Genomic DNA, 21,699 nt, shown 5'->3' on the forward strand with positions numbered 1-21,699 from the left:
GCGACCCCCGGCGCGGCCTCTGAGAGGCCCTGTGCGCCGCGGATCGCCCGCCGCTGTGTGTCCCTACGCTACGCGAAGACTTTTCACGTCGTAGCGCGCTCCTCGGCCTCGACGCGCGACGCCTCGGCCCGCTCCGCCTCGGCCCACCTGGCGGCCTGCCCGTCGTCGGCGGTGCGGCGCGAGCGGATCACCCGCGAGGTCTTGCCGACGTTCAGCAGGCGCGCCACCTCCGCCCGCAGGGCGACGAACTCGTCGGACTCGCGGGTGGTGATCTGGTCGCGCTGCGCGGGCAGGTCGACCTTGAGGTCCGCCACCACCGACGCGGGCGAGGTCGACAGCACCAGGATGCGGTCGCCCAGGTAGACGCTCTCGTCGATGTCGTGCGTCACCACGAGGACCGTGGTGTCGTGCTCGGTGCGGACCTTGAGCAGCAGGTCCTCCAGCTCGAACCGGGTCTGCGCGTCCACCGAGGCGAACGGCTCGTCCATCAGCAGCAGGGCCGGCCGGTAGGCCAGGGCGCGGGCGATGGCCACGCGCTGCTGCATGCCGCCGGACAGCTGCCACGGGTACTTGCGCTGGGCGCCGGACAGGCCGACCCACTCCAGGGCCTCGGCCGCGCGGGCCTTGCGCTCGGCCCGGCCGAGGGTGCGGCGCAGCGGGAACTCCACGTTCTTCTGCACCGTCAGCCACGGGAACAGCGAGCGGCTGTAGTCCTGGAACACCACGGCGAGGTCGTCGGGCACGCCCTTGACCTGGTTGCCGTGCAGGCTGATGTCGCCCTTGGTGGGGCGGATCAGGCCCGAGATGGTGCGCAGCAGCGTGGACTTGCCGCAGCCGGACGGGCCGACGACGCAGACCAGCTCGCCTGCGCCGACGGTGAACGTGAGGCCGGCGATCGCGGTGTGCGCGCCGTCCTTGGCCTGGTAGGTGTGGCCGAGGTCGGCCACTTCGAGCATCGCGGTCATACTTTTTCCTCCACCGTCGCGGGGGTGCGCTCCTGCTTCGGTTGCCACGCAAGGGCCTTGCGCTCGAACGCGAGGAGCACGGTGTTGAGGGCGTAGCCGAGGACACCCAGGAGGATGATCCCGGCCCACATGTCGGGGAAGTCGAACTCCCGCTGTGCGACGAGGAGTTGCGACCCGATCCCGTTGTCGGTGCCGACCAGTTCGGACACCACCATGAGCACCAAGGACAGCGACAGGGAAACCCGCAGCCCGGCGAAGATCTTCGGCGCCGCGGAGGGCAGGACCACGCCGAGGACCCACTGGGGCTTGGGGATGCGGAACACCGCCGAGGTTTCGAACTTCGTCGCGTCGACGGAGCGGGCGCCGTCGATGCTGTTGAGCAGGATCGGCCACAGCACGCCGAAGACGATCGTGGCGAGCTGCATCTGGGTGCCGACGCTGAACACGAGCAGGAACACCGGCACCAGCGCCGGCGGCGGGATCGAGCGCATGAACGTCAGCAGGGGACCCGCGTACTGCATGCCCCGGTCCGACCGGCCCAGGGCGACGCCGAGCGAGATGCCGATGACGGCGGCCATCGCCCACCCGGCCAGGAGCCGCCCGATGCTCGGCAGCACGTGCTCGAACACCGTGTCGGTGAGGAACAGCGTGTCCGCCGTGCCGGAGAGCCACAGCTCCCACATGGACTCCGCGATGACCGTGGGACGCGGGAAGAACGGGTCGTCCGCGTACCAGGTGGCGAGCTCCCAGACCACGACGAGGCCCACGAACACGCCCCAGCGCTGCACGAACCGGTTCACGACCGACCTCCGACCGCGCTCCAGCCGACCCAGCGGCGCTGCGCCCGCTCCAGCCCCTCGTTGACGAGGTAGCCGATCACACCCGCGACCACGGTCCCGGCGAGGACCAGGTCCATCCGGCCCGCGCCGCTGCGGGCGTTCATGATGAACTCGCCCAGGCCCCCGGACCCGCCCGCGAGCAGCTCCACGCTCACCAGCACCACCAGGCCGGTGGTGGCGGCGAGCCGGATGCCCGTCAGGACGAACGGCAGGGCGCTGGGCAGCGCCACGGAGAACAGCACCCGGACCCGGCCGGAGCCGAACACCCTGGCCGTCTCCACGAGCAGGGGGTCCAGCTCGTCGAGCGCGTAGATCGTGTTGAACAGGATGGGCCAGATCGCCGCGTACACGGCGAGGGAGATCTTGGTCTCCGGCCCGATCCCCAGCAGCACGATCGCCAGCGGGATCAGCGCGACCGACGGGATCGGCCGCAGGAACTCGACCACCGCGCGGGTGGCGTGGCGCACCGAGGGGACGGAGCCCAGCACCAGCCCGAGCGGGACGGCTATGCCGACCGACAGCGCCACGGCGATGAGGAGCGCGAGGACCGTCGCGAGGACGTCCCGCAGGAAGGACTCATCACCCAACAACTCCACGAGTTCCACCGCTACTACCGACGGCGGCGGAAGGTACTCCGGGGGAACCAGCCTCGACCGGCCGAACAGCTCCCAGACGACGAGGAACCCGGCCACACCGAGCAGTCCTCGGGTGAGCGCACGCACGCGCAACGCCTCTTCCCAGTTGATCAACCCCAGCCAACCCGGCTCAATCTAGAGAGTGAATCGGTTCGCCACAATGAGTGGCGGGAAAACTTCACGATGTGATCTTGCGATTCGCGTCAGGGACCGCCGCAGGGCGGTCTGTGGTCGAGGTCCTGGAAGTGCTCGCGCCACCGCGCCTCGGTGATCCGCGGGTGGGCCACGGCGCAGATCCGCCGCTCCACCTCCGCCAGGTCGATCCCCCACGATCGGACGACCCGCCCACCGGCGCTGACGAGCGAGCGCCCGTCCGCGCCGAACACCGCCGCCGTCACCGGCTGCTCGTGCCCGGCGAGCACGGTCACCTGGGTCGGCGAGCCGCCCGCGCCCCACTCGAACAGCCGCACCCCGCCGTCGGTCCCGGTGACCGCGAGGCCCCGCTCCCCCAGCGCGAACCCGGTCGCCCCGCCGCCGACGAGCCGCAGGGGCGCCGCGGAGCGGGCCGGCCGGTCGGCCTCCCACCACGACGCCGTGCCGTCGTCGAGCACCGCGACGAGGTCCTCGGCCGGGGTGAACCCGACGGACACGACCCGCGCCCCGAACACCGGACCCTCGCCGACCTGCTCCGGCTGCCCGCCCGCCACGTCCCACACCTCGGCCGGCCAGTCCTCTTTGGACACCAGGAGCCGGTCGCCGGAGGCGTCGAAGGCGAGCGCGTCCACCGGGTCGTCCCGGCCGGAGCGGCCCGAGAACGACGCCGTGCGGAGCATCGACACGGGGTCCCACAAGTAGGTGCCGCCACCGGCGGAGCCGACCGCGAAGTACCGGCCGCGCGGGTCGTAGGCCACCGCCGACCCGACACCCGCCTCGCCGGCCAGTTCGGGCTCGCCGTCGTCGCGCAGCCGCCACACCCGCACCGGCCCCCCGACCCCCGCGGTGACGAGCACCCGGCCGTCCGGGCTGAGCACCGCCGAGCCCACCGGCTCCGGGTGGGCGGCGAGCACGCGGCCACCGCCGAACCCGCGCCAGTCGTCGACCCCCGCCAGCCGCAGCACGCCCCGCTCGTCCACCGTCGCCGCCGTGCGGCGCCCCCGGTCGAGCGCGATCGACGCGATCGCCGCCGGTGACGCTTGCGGCAGGTCGCGCAACGACACCAGCCGCGCCACCCGGTCCCCGCCGACGACCAGGGTCGCGCCGTCCGCGGTGAACCCCACCTGCCCGACCCCGCCGAGCTGCCCGCCGATCGTGGTCAGCGCCACGGGGCCCGCCGCGTCGGTCACGTCCCACACGCCGACCGCGCGGCCCGCCGTGCCCACGGCGAGCGTGCGCCCGTCCGGGCTGAACGCCACCGACAGCGGCACGTCGCCCGCCTGGATCGTCGAGACCACGCGCGGTCGCGCCCGGTCGGCGAAGTCCCACAGCCGCACGACGCGGTCCGCGCCCGCCGTGGCCACCAGCGCCCGCGAGGGCAGGGCCGCCACCGCCAGGACCGAGTCGCCGTGGGCGGTGTGCACGCGCCGCACGCCAGGGTCCGCCACGTCCCACACCTGGATCTCGCCCCCCGGCCCGCCCGCCGCGACCAGCGTGCCGCCGTCGACGAACACCGCGGCCCCCGTCGTCTGCGCCGATCCGTCCGCCAGCCACGGCCCGCGCCCCGGCTCGTCACCGGCCCGGAACAGCAGCGGGTACCCGTCCTGCCGCCCCACGGCGAACCACTCGCCATCCGGGCTGAACACGAGCCGCGACGGCGTCCCGACCGGGCTCGGCAGCTCCGCCACCTGCTCCGGACCACCGCTCGCGGTGACGTCCCACAGCCGCAGCGTCGCGTCCTCGCCGCCGGTGACGGCGATCCGCCCGTCCGGTCCGAACGCCAGCGACAGCACCCGCCCCCGGTGCCCCTCGAACGTCCCGGCCCGCACCGGGCGCGCGGGGTCGGTCAGGTCCCACAGCACGGGGCCGCCGGGCGCGTCGGGGTCGAGCGTGCCCAGCCGCGCGTCAACCGGGCTGACCGCCACCTCCCCCTCCGACGGCACCGCCGCGGAGAAGGGCTCGGTGAACGCGTTGTGCAGGGCGTCCCGCGTCTCCGCCGACGGCGACGTCCGGTGCGCGGCCAGCACGAGCTGGAGGGCGAGCGCCGGGTCGGCGTCCCGCAGCGCGTCCGCCTCGCCGACGACCTGCCGGGCCAGCACGGCGACGCGGGCGTCCGTCGCCCGCCGCTCCGCCTGGATCGCGTAGCCCAGGGCGCCCAGGGTGATCAGCAGCAGCACCGACACCAGCCCCACCGCCTGCCGCAACCGCTGCGTGCGCCGGTGCTCCACCGCGCGCGACGCGTCCTCCGCGGCGGCGCTCGCGGCGAGGAACCGCACCTCGGCGGCCGTCAGCGACGCCCCGTTGCCCGCCGCCCACTCCCGCGCGAGCGCCAGCCGCGTCCCCCGGTACAGCGCGCCCGGGTCCCGGTCGACCGCCTCCCACTCCCGCACCGCCCCGGCGAGCAGCCGCTGCACCCGCAGCCCCGCCCGGTCCTCCACGATCCAGTCCCGCAGCCGGGGCCAGCGGTGGATCAGCGCCTCGTGCGCCAGCTCCACCGTGCCGCTGTCCAGGACCACCAGCCGGGCGTCGGCCAGCGCGGACAGCACCCCGGGGTGGTCGACCTCGTCGCGCGGCACCCGGCGCTTCGTGTCCTCCGTCCCCTCCCCCACCGCGATGAGCCGCAGGAACACCCGCTTCGCGACCTCCCGGTCCGCCTCCGGCAACGCCTGGTAGACGGCCTCCGCGCTGCGCGCGATGGAGTGCTCCAGCCCGCCGACCTCCTCGTAGGAGGCCAACGTCAACGCCACCCCGCGCCGGCGGTGCCACGTCTCCAGCAGCGCGTGCGACACCAGCGGCAGCACCGCGGGCAACCCGGCCGCGTCCGCGACCAGGCGGGCGACCAGCGCGCTCTCCACCTTCGCCCCCACCGCGACCGCGGGCTGCACGATCGCGTCCCGCAGCTCGTCGGTGGACATCGGCCCCACCAGCACCTGGCCCCCGCGCAACGCCTCCACCAGCGCCGGGTGGCTGCCGCAGTGCCCGAGGAAGTCGGCGCGCACCCCCAGCACCACCCGCGTGCGGCTGGTGGGCGCGGTGGCGGCGACGACCAGGGCGGTGATGAACAGGTCCCGCTTCCGGGCGTCCCGGCACAGCGTGAAGACCTCCTCGAACTGGTCGACCACCAGCAGCAGGTCGTGCTCGGAACCGACGAGGGCCTGCCGGACCCGCAGGTGAGGGTTCTCCGGGAACGCGGCGAACTCGGCGGCCAGCGCGGTCGCGGACTTCCCGGTGAACGCCGCCACCTGCACGGCCAGCTCCTCGATCGGCCGGGGACCGGGCGTGAGCACCACGGCGGGCCGCGTCGAGCGGGCCACCACCCCGGCCCGCAGCACCGACGACTTCCCCGCCCCCGACGCGCCGAACACCCCGGTGAACCGCCGCTCGTCGACCAGCTCCAGCAGCTCGTCGACGAGCCGGTCACGCCCGAAGAAGCGGTCGGCGTCCCCCGTCTGGAACGCCCGCAACCCCGCGTAGGGCGCGGCACCCACCGGCGCCGGCGCCTCGGCCCGGGAAGCCAGCGCCCGCCACCGCTCCTCCCACTCGCCGGCGTCCCCACCGCACGCCCGCACGTAGGCCAACGTCACGGCCAGGCTGGGCAACTTGCGCCCGTTGGCGGCCTCCGACAGGGCCGCCGCCGAGTAGTGCGCCCGGCGCCCCAACTCGCGGTACGTGAGACCGCCACCCGTCACCCGGAGCCTGCGCAGCGCCCCCGCGAACTCCGCCAACTCCCCCGAGTCCTCGCGGAGCGGACTCTCCCGTCGTGCCATCGCCGGTCCCCCTTCGACCGGAGCGATTGTTCAGAAGACGCTGTTCAGCGTCCACGTCCTGACACTGAACAACCCGACTGACGCAGGATGGGCACCGGAGCAGGGGGGCTCCGCCGCGGCACCGGGGGGAACGGGGGGACCGCGGCGTCGGGGAAGGGGCGTCCGGTGGCCGCGGGGGAGGCGACCACCGGACGCCGACCCGACACAGACCCACCACGCACCCACCAGCAGCGTGTCGAGCATCGACACACCGAGTGCCTCGTGGTCTCCCCCTGGGGGCCTGCCCGTCCGGCGAGGACGCCCTTGATCTTCCCGAAGCCCCTACAGCCCGACGGCCTTGTAGAGCGACCCGACTTCCTGCCGGTTCAGCACCCGCATGGACCCGGGCCGCTGGTTCCCCAACCGGACCTCGCCCACAGCGGTGCGCACCAGGTGCTCCACCGGGTGCCCGACGTGCTCCAGCAACCGGCGCACGATGTGCTTGCGCCCCTCGTGCAGGACCACCTCCACCAGCGCCTTCCCCGGCATGGCGGAGATCAGCTTGAACGAGTCGACCTTGATCGGCCCGTCCTCCAGCTCGATCCCGGCGCGCAGGGTGCGCCCGAGGTCCCTGGGGATGGGTCCGGGCACCTCGGCCAGGTAGGTCTTCGACACCCCGTACGAGGGGTGCATGAGCCGGTGCGCGAGGTCGCCGTCGTTGGTCAGCAGCAGCAGACCCTCGGTGTCGGCGTCCAGCCGGCCGACGTGGAACAGGCGCTCCTTGCGGTTGGCCAGGTAGTCGCCGACGCACGGCCGGTGCGCGTCGTCGTGCATGGTCGACAGGACACCGCGCGGCTTGTTCAGCACGAGCGTGATCACGTCTTCCTTGAGCACGACGCGCACGCCGTCGACGTGGACGACGGCCGTCTCCGGGTCGATCCGGCGGCCCTGCTCGCGCACGACCTCGCCGTCGACCTGGACGCGGCCGAGCTCGATCAGCTCCTCGGCGACCCGCCGCGAGGCGATGCCCGCCTTGGCGAGCACCTTCTGGAGCCGAATCCCCTCGGGGTGAGCCGAGGAACCGGGCGCTTGGTCAGACATCGTCGATCGCATCCACTTCGGGCAGCAGGGGAGCGATCGGCGGCAGGTCGCCCAACGACGACAGGCCCAACCGCTCCAGGAACAGTTCGGTCGTGCGGTAAAGGATGCCACCCGTGTCGGAGTCCGTGCCCGTCTCGGCGATCAGGCCGCGCGCGACGAGCGTGCGGATGACGCCGTCGACGTTGACCCCGCGCACCGCCGCGATCCGGGCCCTGGTCACGGGCTGCCGGTAGGCGATGACCGCGAGCGTCTCCAGGGCGGCCCGGGTGAGCTTGGCGCGCTGCCCGTCGAGCAGCAGCTTCTCCACGAATGGCGCGAAGCGGTCCCGCGTGTAGAACCGCCAGCCGTCGCCGATTCTACGCAGGTCGATACCGCTGCCCTGTTCGGTGTAGCGGGCGGCCATCCGGTGCAGCGCCGCGGTGACCCGCTTCACGGGCTGCTCGAACACGCCGGCGAGCTGCTCTTCGGCGATCGGGCTGTCCACGACGAGCAGCACGGACTCCAGGGCACCCTCGAACTCGACGTCACCCGTCAGGTCCGGCAGGCCGCCGACCTCCTCGTCAACAACAGGGGCGGCCAGGTCGGTCTCGCTCACCCGTACTCCTCCTCGTCGTCGCCACCGGCCACCTGAGCCTGCTCCTCGGTGCCCACCCACGTGATGCGCAGCTCACCCAGGGGGTCGGGCTGCTCGAACGCCAGTGCCTTCTCCCGGTACAGCTCCAGCAGCGCCAGGAACCGGGCCACGACCTCCATGGTCTCGGTGCACCCGGCGATCAGCTCGGCGAACGTCGTCGTGCCCAGCTCGATGAGCCGCTCGCGCAGCAGGTTCGCGTGCTCGCGGACCGACACCCGGTGCTGGTGCACGTGGGCCGTGGACACGGTGGGCGGCGGCTTGGGGCGGAACGCGACGGCGGCGATCTCGGAGAACCGCCGCGCGTCGACGCCCAGCATCACCTCGGGCAGCAGCCCCTCGTACCGCTGCTCCAGCGCCACCGACCTGGGGTAACGCCGGTGGGCACCCTGCTCCAGCTCCGCGAACAGGGCCGCCACCTGCTTGTACGCCCGGTACTGGAGCAGTCGGGCGAACAGCAGGTCACGGGCCTCCAGCAGGGCCAGGTCCTCCTCGTCCTCCACGTCGCCGGCGGGCAGCAGGCGGGCCGCCTTGAGGTCGAGCAGGGTCGCCGCGATGACCAGGAACTCGGTCGTCTCGTCGAGGTCCCACTGGTCGCCCAGCGCCCGGATGTGGACGATGAAGTCGTCGGTGACCTGGTGCAGCGCCACCTCGGTCACGTCCAGCGTGTGCTGCGAGATGAGCTGGAGCAGCAGGTCGAACGGACCCTCGAAGTTCGTCAGCTTGACCTTGAAGCGACCGTCGTCAGGTGGCGTGACCTGCTCGGCGGGAGGCGCGTCCCCGCTCACCGCTCGCGCAACCTGCGCACCAGCAGCGAGTCCTCGCCGTGCCCTTCGAGGTCGTCCAGGACGATCGCGATGGCCTCGCGCACCACCCGACCCCGGTCGACCGCCAACCCGTGCTCGCCGCGCAGCTCCAACCGGGCGTGCTCCAGCGCCAGCAGCTCCTCGTCGGACACGTACACCGTGATCTTCGTGGAGTGCTTCTCGCGCCCGGTCCCGCGCCGACCGCCGCCACCGCCGCTGTTGTTGGCCCCACCGGTCTCCTGGGAGGGCAGGTCGGGCGTGGAACCGGTGAGGCGGAACAGCTCGGACGCGCCCGGCAGCGATGGGCGTCGGGTCACCGGGCGATCACCTCGCGCGCCAACGCGCGGTACGCCTTGGCCCCCGCCGAGCGCGGTGCCCAGCGGGTGATGGGCTCACCGGCGACGGTCGTCTCCGGGAACCGGACGGTGCGGTTGATCACCGTGTCGAACACGACGTCGCCGAACGCCTCGACCACGCGCGCCATCACCTCGCGGGAGTGCAGGGTGCGCGGGTCGTACATGGTGGCGAGGATGCCGGTGATCTCCAGCTTCGGGTTCAACCGCTCCCTGACCTTCTCGATGGTGTCTATCAGCAGCGCGACCCCGCGCAGGCTGAAGAACTCGCACTCCAGCGGGATGAGGACGCCGTCGGCCGCCGCGAGGGCGTTGACCGTGAGCAGGCCCAGCGACGGCTGGCAGTCGACCAGCACGTAGTCGTAGTGCTCGATCACCGGCCGCAGGGTGCGCACGAGCGTGTGCTCCCGGCCCACCTCGGACACCAACTGGATCTCCGCGGCGGACAGGTCGATGTTGCTGGGCAGCAGGTCCATGCCCTCGACCGGGGTGCGCATGATCACGTCGCCCACGCCGACGTCGCGTTCCATTATCACGTTGTAGATCGTCTGGTCGAGCTGGTGCGGGTGCACCCCGAGCCCGACCGACAGCGCGCCCTGGGGGTCGAAGTCGACCAGCAGCACGCGGCGGCCGTACTCGGCGAGCGACGCGCCGAGGTTGATGGTGGACGTGGTCTTGCCGACCCCGCCCTTCTGGTTGCAGACCGCGAGGATGCGCGCCGGGCCGTGCCGGGCCACCAGCGGCGGGTCGGGCACGAAGCGCAGCGGGCGGCCCGTCGGGCCCATCTCGCCGGCGACCTGCTCGGTGGCGTCCTCGTCGGGCGGCGCGGCGTGCGGGGCGAGGCTCAGTTCGACCGATGCTCGCGGCACACCGGACGATGGCGGCGGTGGCGGGGCCGGTGCCCCCCACGGTCCGCCGGCGTGCTCCGGTGTCGACATCGCCTTCCCGATCCTTAGTCCTCTGCCTGGGCGCAGCCTAGGCGCGTGCAGGCCCACCAGCAACGCGCCTCGCCGTAGCGCGGAGGGGTCACCTCAACGCGCCGGTCCGGTCGGCAGGGGTGTGATCGGTTGAAGCGCGATCGGTCGGAGTGCGCTCGGTCGAGCCCCGATCGGCCGAGCCCCGGTCGGCAGCCCTCAGCACCACGTCGAGCAGGCCGGGGAACAGCTGGTCCAGGTCGTCCCGACGCAGCGACACCCACCGCTGGTTGCCGCAGGCCCTGGTCCGGGTGATGCCGGCCTCCCGGAGCACCCGCAGGTGCTGCGACAGGGTGGACTTGGCGACCTCCACCATGAGGGCGCCGCAGAGGCGTTCCCCGTCGGCTTCGATCTGCCGCACCACGGCCAGCCGCGTGGGGTCGCTCAAGGCGTGCAGCACCGCGCTCAGCTCGATGTCGGTGGGTTCTGGCTCGTCCAAGTTCGGCACCTGGTCGGCACCTCCGGCTCGTTCGGCTTCTGTCGGCTTCGTGGGCTTCTGTCGGCTCTTCGGTCAGCGTGTCCGGGCGTACGCGAAGTGCGCCCACGACGGTACCCGCGACGCGTTCACGTTCCCCCCACAGCGCGAGGATGGGCCGTCGCGTAGACCTCGCGCAAGGTCGTGACCGTGACCAGCGTGTACACCTGGGTCGTCGTGACGGACGCGTGGCCCAGCAGCTCCTGCACGACGCGCACGTCCGCGCCGCCCTCCAGCAGGTGCGTGGCGAACGAGTGCCTCAACGTGTGCGGCGACACCTCGGCCTGGACACCGGCGCGCTCGGCGGCCTTCTTGAGCACGGCCCACGCGGTCTGCCGCGACAGCCGCCCACCGCGGGCGTTGAGGAACACCGCCGGGTTGGCGCGCTTGGCCAGCACCGGCCGGGCCCGGACCAGGTACGCCTCCAGCGCGGCCAGCGCGGGCCGCCCCACGGGCACGATCCGCTGCTTGCCGCCCTTGCCGTCCAGCAGCACGGTCCGCTCCTCGGCGTCCACGTCGTCCACGTCCAGGCCGACGACCTCGGAGATCCGCGCGCCGGTCGAGTACAGCAGCTCCAGCAGCGCCCGGTCGCGCAGGTCGGCGGGCCGGTCGCCGGGGGTGTCGAGCAGCCGGAGCACGTCGTCCACGGGCAGCGCCTTCGGCAGCCGCTTGGGCGGTTGCGGCGGGCGGACCTCGCGCGCCGGGTCGTGCGCGGTGATCCCCTCCAGGTGGGCGAACCGGTGCAGGCCGCGCACGGCGACCAGGGTGCGGGCGGCGGAGGACGCGGCCAGCCCGGACTCGCGCAGCGAGGCCAGGAACTCCCCGACCGCCGTCCCGGTGACGGCGTCGAGGTCGTCGATGCCGTGCTCGGCCAGGTGCGCGGTGTAGCGGCGCAGGTCGCGGCGGTAGGAGTCGAGCGTGTTGCGGGCCGTGCCGCGTTCGACGGCCAGGTGGTCGAGGAACGCGCCGACGACGGCTCCCGGCCCACCCGCTCTCGGCTTGCCCGCTTTCGGCTCGTCCGCTTTCGGCTCTTCCGCTGCTTCCGACACCACGTCCCGCAGTCTGGCCTGTGCGACCAGCGAGGTCTAACCGAGGAGCGGACCGAGGAGCCGTCGAAGCGGCGGACCAGCGGGTTCCGGCTCCCGGGGCGGACATGGGCTGTTAGCGTTTGCCGCGTGTCGGAACCCCACTCGGTGCGCATCGGCGACCAGCAGCGCGAGGAAGCGATCAGCGCGCTGAACGACCACTTCGCGGCCGGTCGCCTGGAGATCGGCGAGTACGAGCAGCGCGTCGGGTACGCCTCGGGCGCGCAGACGGCCCAGGAGCTGGCCGCGCTGTTCCAGGACCTGCCGCACCCGCACCCGGTGTTCCTGCCGCCGCCGCCCTCGTACCTGCCGCCGACCTCCGGGTACCAGCAGCCCGGTTACCAGCAGCCGGGGTACCAGCAGCCCGGCTACGGGGCACCGTACGGCCAGCCCTACTCCACCGCGGGCCACCCGCCCCCCGGCTACTACCCGCCCGGTTACAGCCCGAACGCCCCGTACGGCGTCGACCCGCTGACCGGGCAGCCGCTGTCGGACAAGTCGCGCGTCGCGGCGGGCGTGCTCCAGCTCCTGCTGCCGTTCGGCATCGGCCGGTTCTACACGGGTGACACGGCGATCGGCGTGGCACAGCTGCTGACCTGCGGCGGCTGCGGCATCTGGTCGCTGGTCGACGGCATCGTCCTGCTGGTCAACGGCGGCACCGACAGCCAGGGCCGCAAGCTGCGCGACTGAAGCGACTGGCGCGACTGGCGCGACTAGAAAGCCAGGTTGCGCCCCACCGCCCACAAAACTGCGACGACCACCACCGGCACCCCGACCTTCCGCGACAGCGGCGGAACGGGCCGCCCGGCGCGGTCGGCGCGGAACCAGCGCAGCCACAGCCACGCCAGCAGCGGCAGCCCGGCGACGAGCATCACCGCGTTGAACTGCCAGGCTGCGACGACGTCGCCGTGCAGCAGCGCGTGCACCATCCGCGTGGACCCGCAGGCGGGGCACTGGATGCCGGTCAACGCGTACAGCGGGCAGGGCGGGAGCAGCGACCCGGGCTGGTTCGGGTCGACGAACAGCAGCACGCCGCACCCGGCCACCGCCGCCGCGACCACCGCCCAGGGACTCCGCACCCGCCCATTATGTGCGGGAGGGGCGCCCCGCAGGACGCCCCTCCCAGCACGGACCTCGCCTCAGCCCTTCCCGCGAGGACCGAGCCTCAGTTCTTGACTCAGCCCTCCCGCAAGGACCGGGCTTCACCCCTCCGAACGACGGGCGAACCGCGTCGGCCGGTCGCGGAACGGCGCGTCGGCCGGACGCCCCGACGCGCCGCCGCTCACCACCGCGTGCGCGGCCAGCAGCCCGGCCACCGCGGGCCCGTTGACGATGTCCCCGGCCAGCGCCATGGCCACCGCCTCGTCGAGCGGGAAGGTCCGCGCCTCCAGGTCGGCCTCCTCCTCGCCCTGCACGTCGCGGTCCACGGTCGACAGGCCGCGGGCCAGGTAGACGCGCACCACCTCGTCGGTGAAGCCCGGCGACACGGCGACGTCCACCAGCGTCACCCACTCGGCCGCCGCCAGCCCGACCTCCTCGGCCAGCTCGCGCGCGGCGGCGTCCAGGGGCGGCTCGCTGCCCGCGTCGAGCAGGCCGGCGGGCAGCTCCCACAGCCGCCGCCCGATCGGGTGCCGGTACTGGTGGATGAGCGTGACGCCGCCGTCCTCGTCCAGCGCGACAACGGCCACGGCACCGAGGTGCTCGACCACCTCGCGCTTGGCCGTGCCGCCGCCGGGCATGGCGACCTCGTCCACGCGCAGCGCGACCACGCGGCCCACGTGCACGTCACGCGACGAGACGGTCGAGAACTCGTGCCGGGTCACTGCGCGACCACCGCCTCGACCGGCTCGGGGGACGAGGAGGTCAGCGGCAGCCGGTCCGCGAGCCGGTAGCCCAGGGCGGCCTTCACGAACGCCGCGAACAGCGGGTGCGGGCGGGTCGGCCGGGACTTCAGCTCGGGGTGCGCCTGGGTGGCCACGAAGAACGGGTGCACGTCGGCGGGCAGCTCGACGAACTCCACCAGCCGCCCGTCGGGCGAGGTGCCGGAGAACACCAGGCCCGCCTCCGCCAGCCGCTCGCGGTAGGCGTTGTTGACCTCGTAGCGGTGGCGGTGCCGCTCGGAGACCTCGGTCGACCCGTACGCGAGGGCCACCTGCGACCCGGGCACGAGCTTCGCCGGGTAGGCGCCCAGGCGCATGGTGCCGCCCATGTCGCGCTCGCCGGCGACCACGTCCTCCTGGTCGGCCATGGTGCTGATGACCGGCGCCCCGGTGTCCTCGAACTCGGACGAGTTGGCGTCCTCGATGCCCGCGAGGTTGCGCGCCGCCTCGATGACCAGGCACTGGAGACCCAGGCACAGGCCGAGCAGCGGGACGCCGCGGGTGCGGGCGTGCGTGATGGCACCGATCTTGCCCTCGATGCCGCGCACCCCGAACCCGCCGGGGATCAGGATCGCGTCGAGCCCGGCCAGCGCGTGCGAGGCGCCCGACGGCGTCCGGCACTCGTCGGACGGCACCCACACCACCTCGACCTTGGCGCGGTGCGCGAACCCGCCCGCGCGCAGCGCCTCGGTCACCGACAGGTAGGCGTCGGGCAGGTCGACGTACTTGCCGACCAGGCCGACGCGGACCGTCTCGGACGGGTTGTGGACGCGGTCGAGCAGGTCGCCCCACACCGTCCAGTCGACGTCGCGGAACGGCAGGTCGAGGCGGCGCACCACGTAGGCGTCGAGGCCCTCGCCGTGCAGCACCTTGGGGATGTCGTAGATCGACGGCGCGTCCACCGCGGCCACGACGGCGTCGGTGTCCACGTCGCACATGAGGGCGATCTTGCGCTTGAGCGCGTCCGGGATCTCCCGGTCGGCCCGGCACACGATGGCGTCGGGCTGGATGCCGATGTTGCGCAGCGCGGCCACCGAGTGCTGCGTCGGCTTGGTCTTCAGCTCGCCGGACGGCGCGAGGTAGGGCACGAGCGAGACGTGCAGGAAGAACACGTTGTCGCGGCCGACGTCGTGGCGCACCTGGCGGGCGGCCTCCAGGAACGGCAGCGACTCGATGTCGCCGACCGTGCCGCCCACCTCGGTGATCACCACGTCGGGCGTGACGCCGTCGGGGCCCGGCTCGGCCATGGCGCGGATGCGCCGCTTGATCTCGTCGGTGATGTGCGGGATGACCTGGACGGTGTCGCCCAGGTACTCGCCGCGCCGCTCCTTGGCGATGACCTCGGAGTACACCTGACCGGTGGTCACGTTCGCGTCGCCGGACAGGTCGCGCGCCAGGAACCGCTCGTAGTGGCCGATGTCCAGGTCGGTCTCGGCCCCGTCGTCGGTGACGAACACCTCACCGTGCTGGAAGGGGTTCATCGTGCCCGGGTCGACGTTGAGGTACGGGTCGAGCTTCTGCATGGTGACCCGCAGACCGCGGGAGGTGAGCAGCTGACCGAGGCTCGACGCGGTGAGACCCTTGCCGAGGGAGGAGGCGACGCCTCCGGTGACGAAAACGTGCTTGGTCGTACGTGCCTGCTGCACCAAGGAGGCTCCCGTGGTCAAGATTTACGCAGGGCTGACAGCCCTGTCCACGGGCCCTAACGCTAACACGCCGCCGGTCACCCAGCGCGCTGGTGGGTGCGGCGGGCCATCACTCGTCTGGCCCAAGAGCGTGGCGGGAAGATCGAGGACTGAGGGATGAAGGGCGTCCTCGCCGGACGGGCAGGCCCCGGGGGAGGGACGTGCGTCGATGCTCGACGGGCCGGTGGTGGGTGCGTGAGTACGTGGGTGCGTGGTAGCGGAGGTGCTGTTCACCGGCCTTCGAGGTGGCGTTCGACCCGCTGCGCGTTCTCGACCAGCCGCAGGCACAGGTGGCGGGTCCGAGCCAGGTCCTCGTCGGTGAAGCCGGCGAACACCGCCGCCATGGCGCGGGCGGTCGGTTCGCGGAACGCGGTCAGCCACTCGCGACCGGCGTCGGTGGCCTGCACGCGGACCGAGCGGCGGTCGTCCGGGTCCGGGACGCGGCGCACGAGCGCGTCGCGCTCCAGGGTGTCCACGAGGCCCGTGACGTTGCGCGAGGTGACGCCGGCGGCCTGCGCCAGCTCGCCGACGCTGAGGCCGTCGTCGGGTGCGGTGGACAGCCGGGCGAGGACGTCGAGCGCGCCCGCGCTGAGCCCCCGCCCGCCCGCGCCGCGCGACCGCAGCTTGTCCACGGCCTGGGCCGCGGAGCGGATCGCCGCCGCGGCCTCCAGGGCGAGGGTGTCGTCGCCGCCGGTGAACGTGGTCATCGAGGCGCGCACGCCCGAGTCGTACAGGAAGTCCTCGTCGTCAACGGCCAGGGTCGATTTATGTACGTCCTTCACAATGAAGTAGTACCACAAATCGGGTTGGAGGTCGGCGTCGTCAGCCGGAGGCGCCCGGCGCGGGGCTCTCGGCGTTGCCCGCCGCCCCGTAGCGGCCGGATTTGCCGTCCAGCTGTTCGCGCAGCGCCAGGACCGTCACCACCCGACCCGCGGCCAGGTCCAGGTTGTCCACCGTCGACAGCACGGACGTCGCCGCCGTGTCCGCGCGCACCACGCCCACCGGACCCGTCCCGTCCGCCGAGCCCCGCCCGCCGGCCAGCACGGCGCCCGCGCCCGAGCGGTCCAGCTGGGTGGCGAACCTGGCGACCACCGCCGCGCGGTCGCCCGCCGAGTCGCCCCCGACCGAACCGCCGGTCAGCACCACGGCCAGCTGCGCGGGGCGCATGCCCTGCCCCGGCTTGACGAACCCGGCGCCCGACAGGCCGCCCAGGGCCGCCGCGACCTCGTCGTCCGTGGCCTGCTGCCGGTTGTCGTCCTTGTTGACCAGCAGCACCGAGCCCAGCAGGCCGCCGGCGCGCGTGCCCGGGTCCGAGCCGGTGGGCAGCTTGGTGCCGGCGGGCTGGAGGCGGGCGACCATGCCCAGCAGCTGGTCGGCCTTGTCCGGGTCGGCGAACGCCTCGGTGAGCTGGAGCTCCCCGGTCACGGTCGCGCCGGCCGCGCGCAGCAGCTCGGCGAGCGCGTCGCGGTCGTTGGGGCGGGCGTCGGCGGTGGTCACCAGCACCACGCTGCGGCCGGCGAGCTGGTCCTTCACCGCCAGCGGGCCGATCGAGCCGGCGAACCGGTCGGCCTCGGTGAGCCGGGCGTCCAGCGCGTTGCGCTGCTCCTGCAACGACGCGACCTCGCGGCCCAGCTGGCTGTTGTCGTCGGTCAGCCCCGACAGCAGCCGCCCGCTGATCGCGGTCGAGCCGAGCACGACGCCCACGGCCAGCGCCAGGAACACCGCGGTGACGGAGACGATGTGGTAGCGCAGCGAGATCACGCGGACAACCCCTTCACCCACTCGACGACGGACCGGAACGCGTCGACCACGACGTCGACGTAGACCTGCCCGACCCCGGACACGAACAGCGCGGCGGCCATCGCGACCACCGCGGCCAGCACCAGCAGGACGATCGCGCCCAGCGACACCCGGCTGCGGTGCAGGGCGGCCACGGCGTGGCCGTCGACGAGCTTGTCGCCGAGCTTGAGCCGGGTGAGGAACGTCGACGGGTTCGACCCGGAGTTGCCGCGGTCGAGGAACTCGCGCAGGCCGGCCCGCAGGCCGACCGTGACGACGAGGCTCGCGCCGTGCGACTCGGCCAGCAGCAGCGCCAGGTCCTCGGCGTTGCCGGACGCGGGGAACGTCACCGCGCCGATGCCCAGGTCCTGGATGCGCTCCAGGCCGGGCGCGTGGCCGTCGGTCTGCGCGGGCACCACCACCTCCGAGGCCGCCCTCAGCGTCTCGGTGCCGATGCCGCCGGGGTCGCCGACGACGACGTCCGGCGTGAACCCGGCGGTGTGCAGCGTGTCCGCGCCCGCCTCGACGCCGAACAGGACGGGCCGGTGCTCGCGGACGTACTTGCGCAGTGCGCGCAGCTCCTCGGCGTGCCGGGGACCGCCGCACACGACCAGCACCTGGCGGTCGCGGATCGGCACGAACAGCTCGGGCACGCCCACCCCGTCGAGGATCAGCGCCCGTTCGCGGCGCAGGAACTCGATGGTGTTCGCGGAGAACGCCTCCAGCTGGGCCGCCATGCCCGCCTTGGCCTCGACCATGGCGTCGGCGACGGACTCGGCGGTCTGCTCGACGCCGCGCGCCACCTCCTTCTCGCCGACGAACACGCCGCCCTCGTGCAGCCGCAGCCGCGTGCCGTCCCCCACGTCCCGCAGCACGGCGGTGCCGACGCCGTCGATCAGCGGCACGCCGGCCTCGACCAGCAGCTCCGGGCCGAGGTTGGGGAACCGGCCGGAGATCGACGGCGAGGCGTTGACCACGCCGGCCACCCCGGCGGCGACGAGGGCCTCGGCGGTGCGGCGGTCGATGTCGACGTGGTCGAGCACCGCGACGTCACCGGGGACCAGCCGGCGCAGCAGGTCGCCCGTGCGTCGGTCGACCCGCGCGACTCCGGTGGCGCCCGGCAGTTCGTGGTGCGTGCGGTGGAGCAACCCGGAGAGCTTCATGCCCCCGATGGTGACCACGTCCCGGGCCGTTCGGCGGGCAACACGCCGAGTGGTCGGGGCTGGTCAACGGCGTTATAGCTCCACAGTGGACGAATTACCCCCGGTCGGGTGACGCCGGTCGTCGACCTCGTCCCGGTTGACCGGGCGCACCTCGATCACGGGCAGCGGGATGCCGAACGGCGGGGTGTCGACGTCGTCGTCCAGCGGGCCGGCGGTCGGGTCGCCGGCCACCGCCGCGTTCGACGGCCAGTCGTGCGCCAGCACGACCCCCGCGAGCACCGCCGCGGCCGCGACGGCGATCAGCCACGTGCCGGAGCCGACGAACTCGGGGTCCACCGGCCCGCTCCCCGACGCGTCGCCCGCCCCGTCGGCCGTGCCGAACAGCTTCGACGTGGTCTCCAGCGCCGCCCACAGCGTGCCGAGGAGCAGCCCGAGGCCGAGCACGGCGACGACCCGGCCGATCGCGGCGGACAGCGGTCGCCGGAGCTGGAGCACCGCGCCGAGCGCGACGAGCGCGGCGGCCACGACGAACGCGTAGCCGTAGACCGGGATGCGGAACCCGCCCTCCCCGGCGCTCACCTCGGACGTGGGGCCGAGGACCGGCTCCCAGGCGGTCCAGGCGTACATGACGGGTTCCTGGTCGGGGCCGAGGCCGCCGGCGGCGGTGAACCGGTTCATCACCCCGTACAGCGGGAACAGCGAGCCGAGGACGGTCAGCAGCGCCCCCGCGCACAGGGCGACGACCGCGGTGCCGCGTCGGGTCATGGTGGGGTCTCCTCGCCGGTCACCCGTCGGTGCAGTCGGTGCGGTCGGTGGCACCGCTCTCACCAGCAAAGCGGCCCGGGGGCGTCCGCGCACCCCTCCGAACGGGTGTGGGCACCACTGCGGATGCGGACACGGATGCGGACACGGGTGCGGACACGGGTGCGGGTGCGGGCACCGCTACCGGGGCAGACCGCGGCCGGAAGGAGGTCGGGGGTGTTCCGCCGGGGGGCGGTAGTCGGACTCCGGGAGGTGCGCCACCACGATCGCCTCCGGCGGGATGTCGTGGGGGCGGGTGTCGTCGTCCGCGTCGTCCGTGGTGGTCATGGCGGCAGTGGTCGTGACGTGGGAGGTGGGGCGGTGAGGTGCGGTGGGGTGCTGCGCGGGGGTGGGGTGCGGGGTGGCGGGGCGGCGGGTGTGCACCAGGGTCGCGCCCGCCGCGGCGACCACCGCGGACAGGACCAGCAGCCAGGTGCCCTCGCGGACCTCCTGGGCGTAGCCCTCGAAGTTGTGCGCGCTCGGCTCCACCGCCGCCGCCACGCCCATGCCCGTCGTCCAGACCGCGCCCGCCAGCAGGGCCGCGCCGGCCACCGCCGCGTACGTCGCCACCGGGGCGCGGCGGCCGGGCAGCAGGGAGCCGCCCGCCGCCACCAGCAGCACCGCCGCGGCCACCGTGATCGGCACGCCGTAGCGGGTGGCGCGGACGCCCAGCATCAGCTCCACGTCCACCTCGGCCGCGCCGGTCGTGGTCCGCCACGCGGTCGTGACGAAGCCCAGGTCCGGGTCCGCGGCGCTGCCCTCCCAGAACAGCGGCAGGAACGTCCCCGCCACCGCCGCGACGGCGGCCACCACGAGCAGCACGGCGCCCCAGGGGCGTCGGCTCACCTGCCGCGTCCCTTGCGGCGCACCACCGGCGCGCTGTCCTTGTCGGCCTTCGCCGCCGCCAGCAGCTCCTCGGCGTGCGCGCGGCCGGTGTCGGTGGAGTCCATGCCCGCCAGCATCCGGGCCAGCTCCACCACCCGCTGCGCCTCGTCGAGCCGCCGCACGCCGGAACGCGTGAGGATGCCGTCCGCGGTCTTGTCGACCACCAGGTGCCGGTCGGCGAACGCCGCCACCTGCGGCAGGTGCGTCACCACGATCACCTGGTGGCTGCGCGCCAGCCTGGCCAGCCTGCGGCCGACCTCGACCGCCGCCCGACCGCCGACACCCGCGTCGACCTCGTCGAACACCAGCGTCGGCACCGGGTCGGAGTGCGACAGCACCACCTCCAGCGCCAGCATCACCCGGGACAGCTCACCGCCCGACGCGCCCTTGTGCACGGGCAGCGCGGGCGCGCCGGGGTGCGCGATCAGCCTCAGCTCCACGTCGTCCACGCCCGAGGCGCCGGCGTGCAGCAGCCTGCCGTCGACCTCCACGGCTTGCGCGTCGCCCTTCTCCGCCACCCGGGGCCGCACCGCGACCTCGACGGTGGCGTGCGGCATCGCCAGGCCGGTCAGCTCGTCGGACACCGCCTTGCCCAGCTCCTCGGCCGCGCCCGTGCGGGCCACCGTCACCTGCCGCGCGTACACCGCCAGCTCACCGGCCAGCTCGTCGCGCCGCGCGGCCAGCGCCGCCAGCGCCTCGTCGGAGGTGTCCAGCCCGGCCAGCCGCGACGACGCGTCCTGCGCCCACGCGATGACGCCGTCGACGTCCGCCGCGTACTTGCGGGTCAGCGACTTCAGCTCGGACTGGCGGGCGAGCACCTGCTCCAGCCGCGCCGGGTCCGCGTCCAGGTGCTCCAGGTACGAGTTGATCTCCGCGCCCACGTCGGCGAGCAGCGTCTCCGCCTCCACCAGCCGGGGCTCCAGGTCGCGCAGCTTCGGGTCGTCCGAGGCGACCAGCCGCCGGCGCGCCTCGCCGATCAGGCCCAGCGCGCCGGGCACGTCCGGGTCGCCGTCCGGGGACCCGGCGACGGCGTACTGCGCGCCCGACGCGGCCTCGCGCAGCTGGTCGGCGTCGGCCAACCGGCGCGCCTCGTCGACCAGCTCCTGGTCCTCGCCCGGCTTCGGGTCGACCGCGTTGATCTCGGCCAGGCCGTGCCTGAGCAGCTCGGACTCGCGGGCCAGCTCCCGCGCCCGCTCGGTGCGCTCGGTCAGCTCGGTCGCCACGCGCAGCCACTCGTCGCGGATCTTCCGGTAGGCGCGCAGCGGTTCGGCGACCTCGTCACCGGCGAACCGGTCGAGCACCGCCCGCTGCTCGGCGGGCCGCAGCAGCCGCAGCTGGTCGTTCTGCCCGTGCACGGCCAGCAGCTGCTCGGCCAGCTCGGACAGCACGCCCACCGGCACGGACCGCCCGCCCAGGTGGGCGCGGGACCGGCCGTCGGCGCCCACCGTGCGCACGGCGATCACGCTGCCGTCGTCGTCGGGCTCGCCGCCGACCTCCTCGGCGACCTTCGCCGCCGGGCTGCCCGCGGGGGCCTGGAAGCGGCCTTCGACCACCGCCTTCTCCGCACCGTTGCGCACGCGCGACGCCTCCGCCCGGCCGCCACCCAGCAGGTGGAGGCCGGTGACGACCATCGTCTTGCCCGCGCCGGTCTCGCCCGTCACCACGGTGAAACCGGGGTCGAGCTCAAGGGTGGCCTCGTCGATCACACCGAGGCCCTGGATGCGCATCTCGGCCAGCACGACT

General features: G+C 73.8%; 21 protein-coding genes. 1 reads left to right on the forward strand and 20 read right to left on the reverse strand.

Translation table 11 applies throughout. The features are described 5' to 3' along the window. Positions 1-83: 83 nt before the first annotated feature. The 11 genes from ACRAKJ_RS33020 to xerD all read right to left on the reverse strand — a co-directional run bounded on the left by ACRAKJ_RS33020 (position 84) and on the right by xerD (position 11,730). Positions 84-965: an ATP-binding cassette domain-containing protein gene (locus ACRAKJ_RS33020; protein WP_438924319.1), complete on the reverse strand. Its 882-nt coding sequence runs from the start codon at positions 963-965 to the stop codon at positions 84-86. Then, on the reverse strand, positions 962-1,765 hold the full coding sequence (locus tag ACRAKJ_RS33025) for an ABC transporter permease subunit (protein WP_438924318.1): 804 nt from the start codon (positions 1,763-1,765) through the stop codon (positions 962-964). The genes ACRAKJ_RS33020 and ACRAKJ_RS33025 overlap by 4 nt, the downstream gene beginning before the upstream one ends. After that, complete coding sequence (locus ACRAKJ_RS33030) at positions 1,762-2,526, reverse strand: ABC transporter permease subunit (protein WP_438924326.1); 765 nt, start codon at positions 2,524-2,526, stop codon at positions 1,762-1,764. The genes ACRAKJ_RS33025 and ACRAKJ_RS33030 overlap by 4 nt, the downstream gene beginning before the upstream one ends. A 116-nt stretch (positions 2,527-2,642) precedes the next feature. After that, entirely contained in the window at positions 2,643-6,359 is a 3,717-nt protein-coding gene (locus ACRAKJ_RS33035; RefSeq protein WP_438924317.1) for an nSTAND1 domain-containing NTPase, read from the reverse strand. Between the two features lie 321 nt (positions 6,360-6,680). Next, the gene (locus tag ACRAKJ_RS33040; RefSeq protein WP_438924316.1) at positions 6,681-7,439 is read right to left on the reverse strand and encodes a pseudouridine synthase; all 759 of its coding nucleotides are present in this window, start codon (positions 7,437-7,439) and stop codon (positions 6,681-6,683) included. Then, positions 7,432-8,094 (reverse strand): SMC-Scp complex subunit ScpB, encoded by a 663-nt coding sequence (gene scpB, locus ACRAKJ_RS33045; protein WP_438924315.1) that lies wholly within the window; start codon positions 8,092-8,094, stop codon positions 7,432-7,434. Before scpB ends, ACRAKJ_RS33040 begins: the two co-directional genes overlap by 8 nt. Then, complete coding sequence (locus ACRAKJ_RS33050) at positions 8,031-8,858, reverse strand: segregation/condensation protein A (protein WP_438924314.1); 828 nt, start codon at positions 8,856-8,858, stop codon at positions 8,031-8,033. The genes scpB and ACRAKJ_RS33050 overlap by 64 nt, the downstream gene beginning before the upstream one ends. Continuing rightward, positions 8,855-9,193 (reverse strand): hypothetical protein, encoded by a 339-nt coding sequence (locus ACRAKJ_RS33055; protein WP_438924313.1) that lies wholly within the window; start codon positions 9,191-9,193, stop codon positions 8,855-8,857. The genes ACRAKJ_RS33050 and ACRAKJ_RS33055 overlap by 4 nt, the downstream gene beginning before the upstream one ends. Continuing rightward, positions 9,190-10,167, reverse strand: a complete 978-nt coding sequence (locus tag ACRAKJ_RS33060) for an AAA family ATPase (protein ID WP_438924312.1) — start codon at positions 10,165-10,167, stop codon at positions 9,190-9,192. The genes ACRAKJ_RS33055 and ACRAKJ_RS33060 overlap by 4 nt, the downstream gene beginning before the upstream one ends. Before the next feature lie 88 nt (positions 10,168-10,255). Next, positions 10,256-10,642 (reverse strand): metalloregulator ArsR/SmtB family transcription factor, encoded by a 387-nt coding sequence (locus ACRAKJ_RS33065; protein ID WP_438924311.1) that lies wholly within the window; start codon positions 10,640-10,642, stop codon positions 10,256-10,258. 125 nt (positions 10,643-10,767) lie between these two features. After that, positions 10,768-11,730, reverse strand: a complete 963-nt coding sequence (gene xerD, locus ACRAKJ_RS33070; RefSeq protein ID WP_438924310.1) for a site-specific tyrosine recombinase XerD — start codon at positions 11,728-11,730, stop codon at positions 10,768-10,770. A gap of 123 nt (positions 11,731-11,853) precedes the next feature. Here xerD and ACRAKJ_RS33075 point away from each other — a divergent pair, with 123 nt between their 5' ends. Continuing rightward, complete coding sequence (locus tag ACRAKJ_RS33075) at positions 11,854-12,453, forward strand: DUF1707 domain-containing protein (protein ID WP_438924309.1); 600 nt, start codon at positions 11,854-11,856, stop codon at positions 12,451-12,453. Positions 12,454-12,476: 23 nt separating this feature from the next. Here ACRAKJ_RS33075 and ACRAKJ_RS33080 read toward each other — a convergent pair whose 3' ends face one another. The 9 genes from ACRAKJ_RS33080 to recN form a co-directional block, all read right to left on the reverse strand. Beyond that, positions 12,477-12,842 (reverse strand): DUF2752 domain-containing protein, encoded by a 366-nt coding sequence (locus tag ACRAKJ_RS33080; RefSeq protein WP_438924308.1) that lies wholly within the window; start codon positions 12,840-12,842, stop codon positions 12,477-12,479. Between the two features lie 123 nt (positions 12,843-12,965). After that, positions 12,966-13,586, reverse strand: coding sequence for an NUDIX domain-containing protein (locus tag ACRAKJ_RS33085; protein ID WP_438924307.1), 621 nt, complete (start codon positions 13,584-13,586; stop codon positions 12,966-12,968). After that, positions 13,583-15,289 carry a CTP synthase gene (locus ACRAKJ_RS33090; RefSeq protein WP_438924306.1) on the reverse strand — a complete coding sequence of 569 codons (1,707 nt, stop codon included), beginning with the start codon at positions 15,287-15,289 and terminating at the stop codon, positions 13,583-13,585. The genes ACRAKJ_RS33085 and ACRAKJ_RS33090 overlap by 4 nt, the downstream gene beginning before the upstream one ends. 269 nt (positions 15,290-15,558) lie before the next feature. Next, positions 15,559-16,110, reverse strand: a complete 552-nt coding sequence (locus ACRAKJ_RS33095; protein WP_438924305.1) for a MarR family transcriptional regulator — start codon at positions 16,108-16,110, stop codon at positions 15,559-15,561. Positions 16,111-16,150: 40 nt separating this feature from the next. Continuing rightward, positions 16,151-17,089, reverse strand: a complete 939-nt coding sequence (locus ACRAKJ_RS33100; RefSeq protein ID WP_438924304.1) for a copper transporter — start codon at positions 17,087-17,089, stop codon at positions 16,151-16,153. Further along, positions 17,086-18,270 carry a putative cytokinetic ring protein SteA gene (gene steA / locus ACRAKJ_RS33105; protein ID WP_438924303.1) on the reverse strand — a complete coding sequence of 395 codons (1,185 nt, stop codon included), beginning with the start codon at positions 18,268-18,270 and terminating at the stop codon, positions 17,086-17,088. The genes ACRAKJ_RS33100 and steA overlap by 4 nt, the downstream gene beginning before the upstream one ends. Before the next feature lie 72 nt (positions 18,271-18,342). After that, positions 18,343-19,035: a hypothetical protein gene (locus tag ACRAKJ_RS33110; RefSeq protein WP_438924302.1), complete on the reverse strand. Its 693-nt coding sequence runs from the start codon at positions 19,033-19,035 to the stop codon at positions 18,343-18,345. A gap of 177 nt (positions 19,036-19,212) precedes the next feature. Next, positions 19,213-19,917, reverse strand: a complete 705-nt coding sequence (locus ACRAKJ_RS33115; RefSeq protein WP_438924301.1) for a hypothetical protein — start codon at positions 19,915-19,917, stop codon at positions 19,213-19,215. Further along, positions 19,914-21,695 (reverse strand): DNA repair protein RecN, encoded by a 1,782-nt coding sequence (recN, locus tag ACRAKJ_RS33120; RefSeq protein WP_438924300.1) that lies wholly within the window; start codon positions 21,693-21,695, stop codon positions 19,914-19,916. The genes ACRAKJ_RS33115 and recN overlap by 4 nt, the downstream gene beginning before the upstream one ends. Positions 21,696-21,699 lie beyond the last annotated feature (4 nt).

The sequence above is a fragment of the Saccharothrix sp. DSM 118769 genome, from assembly GCF_052936295.1.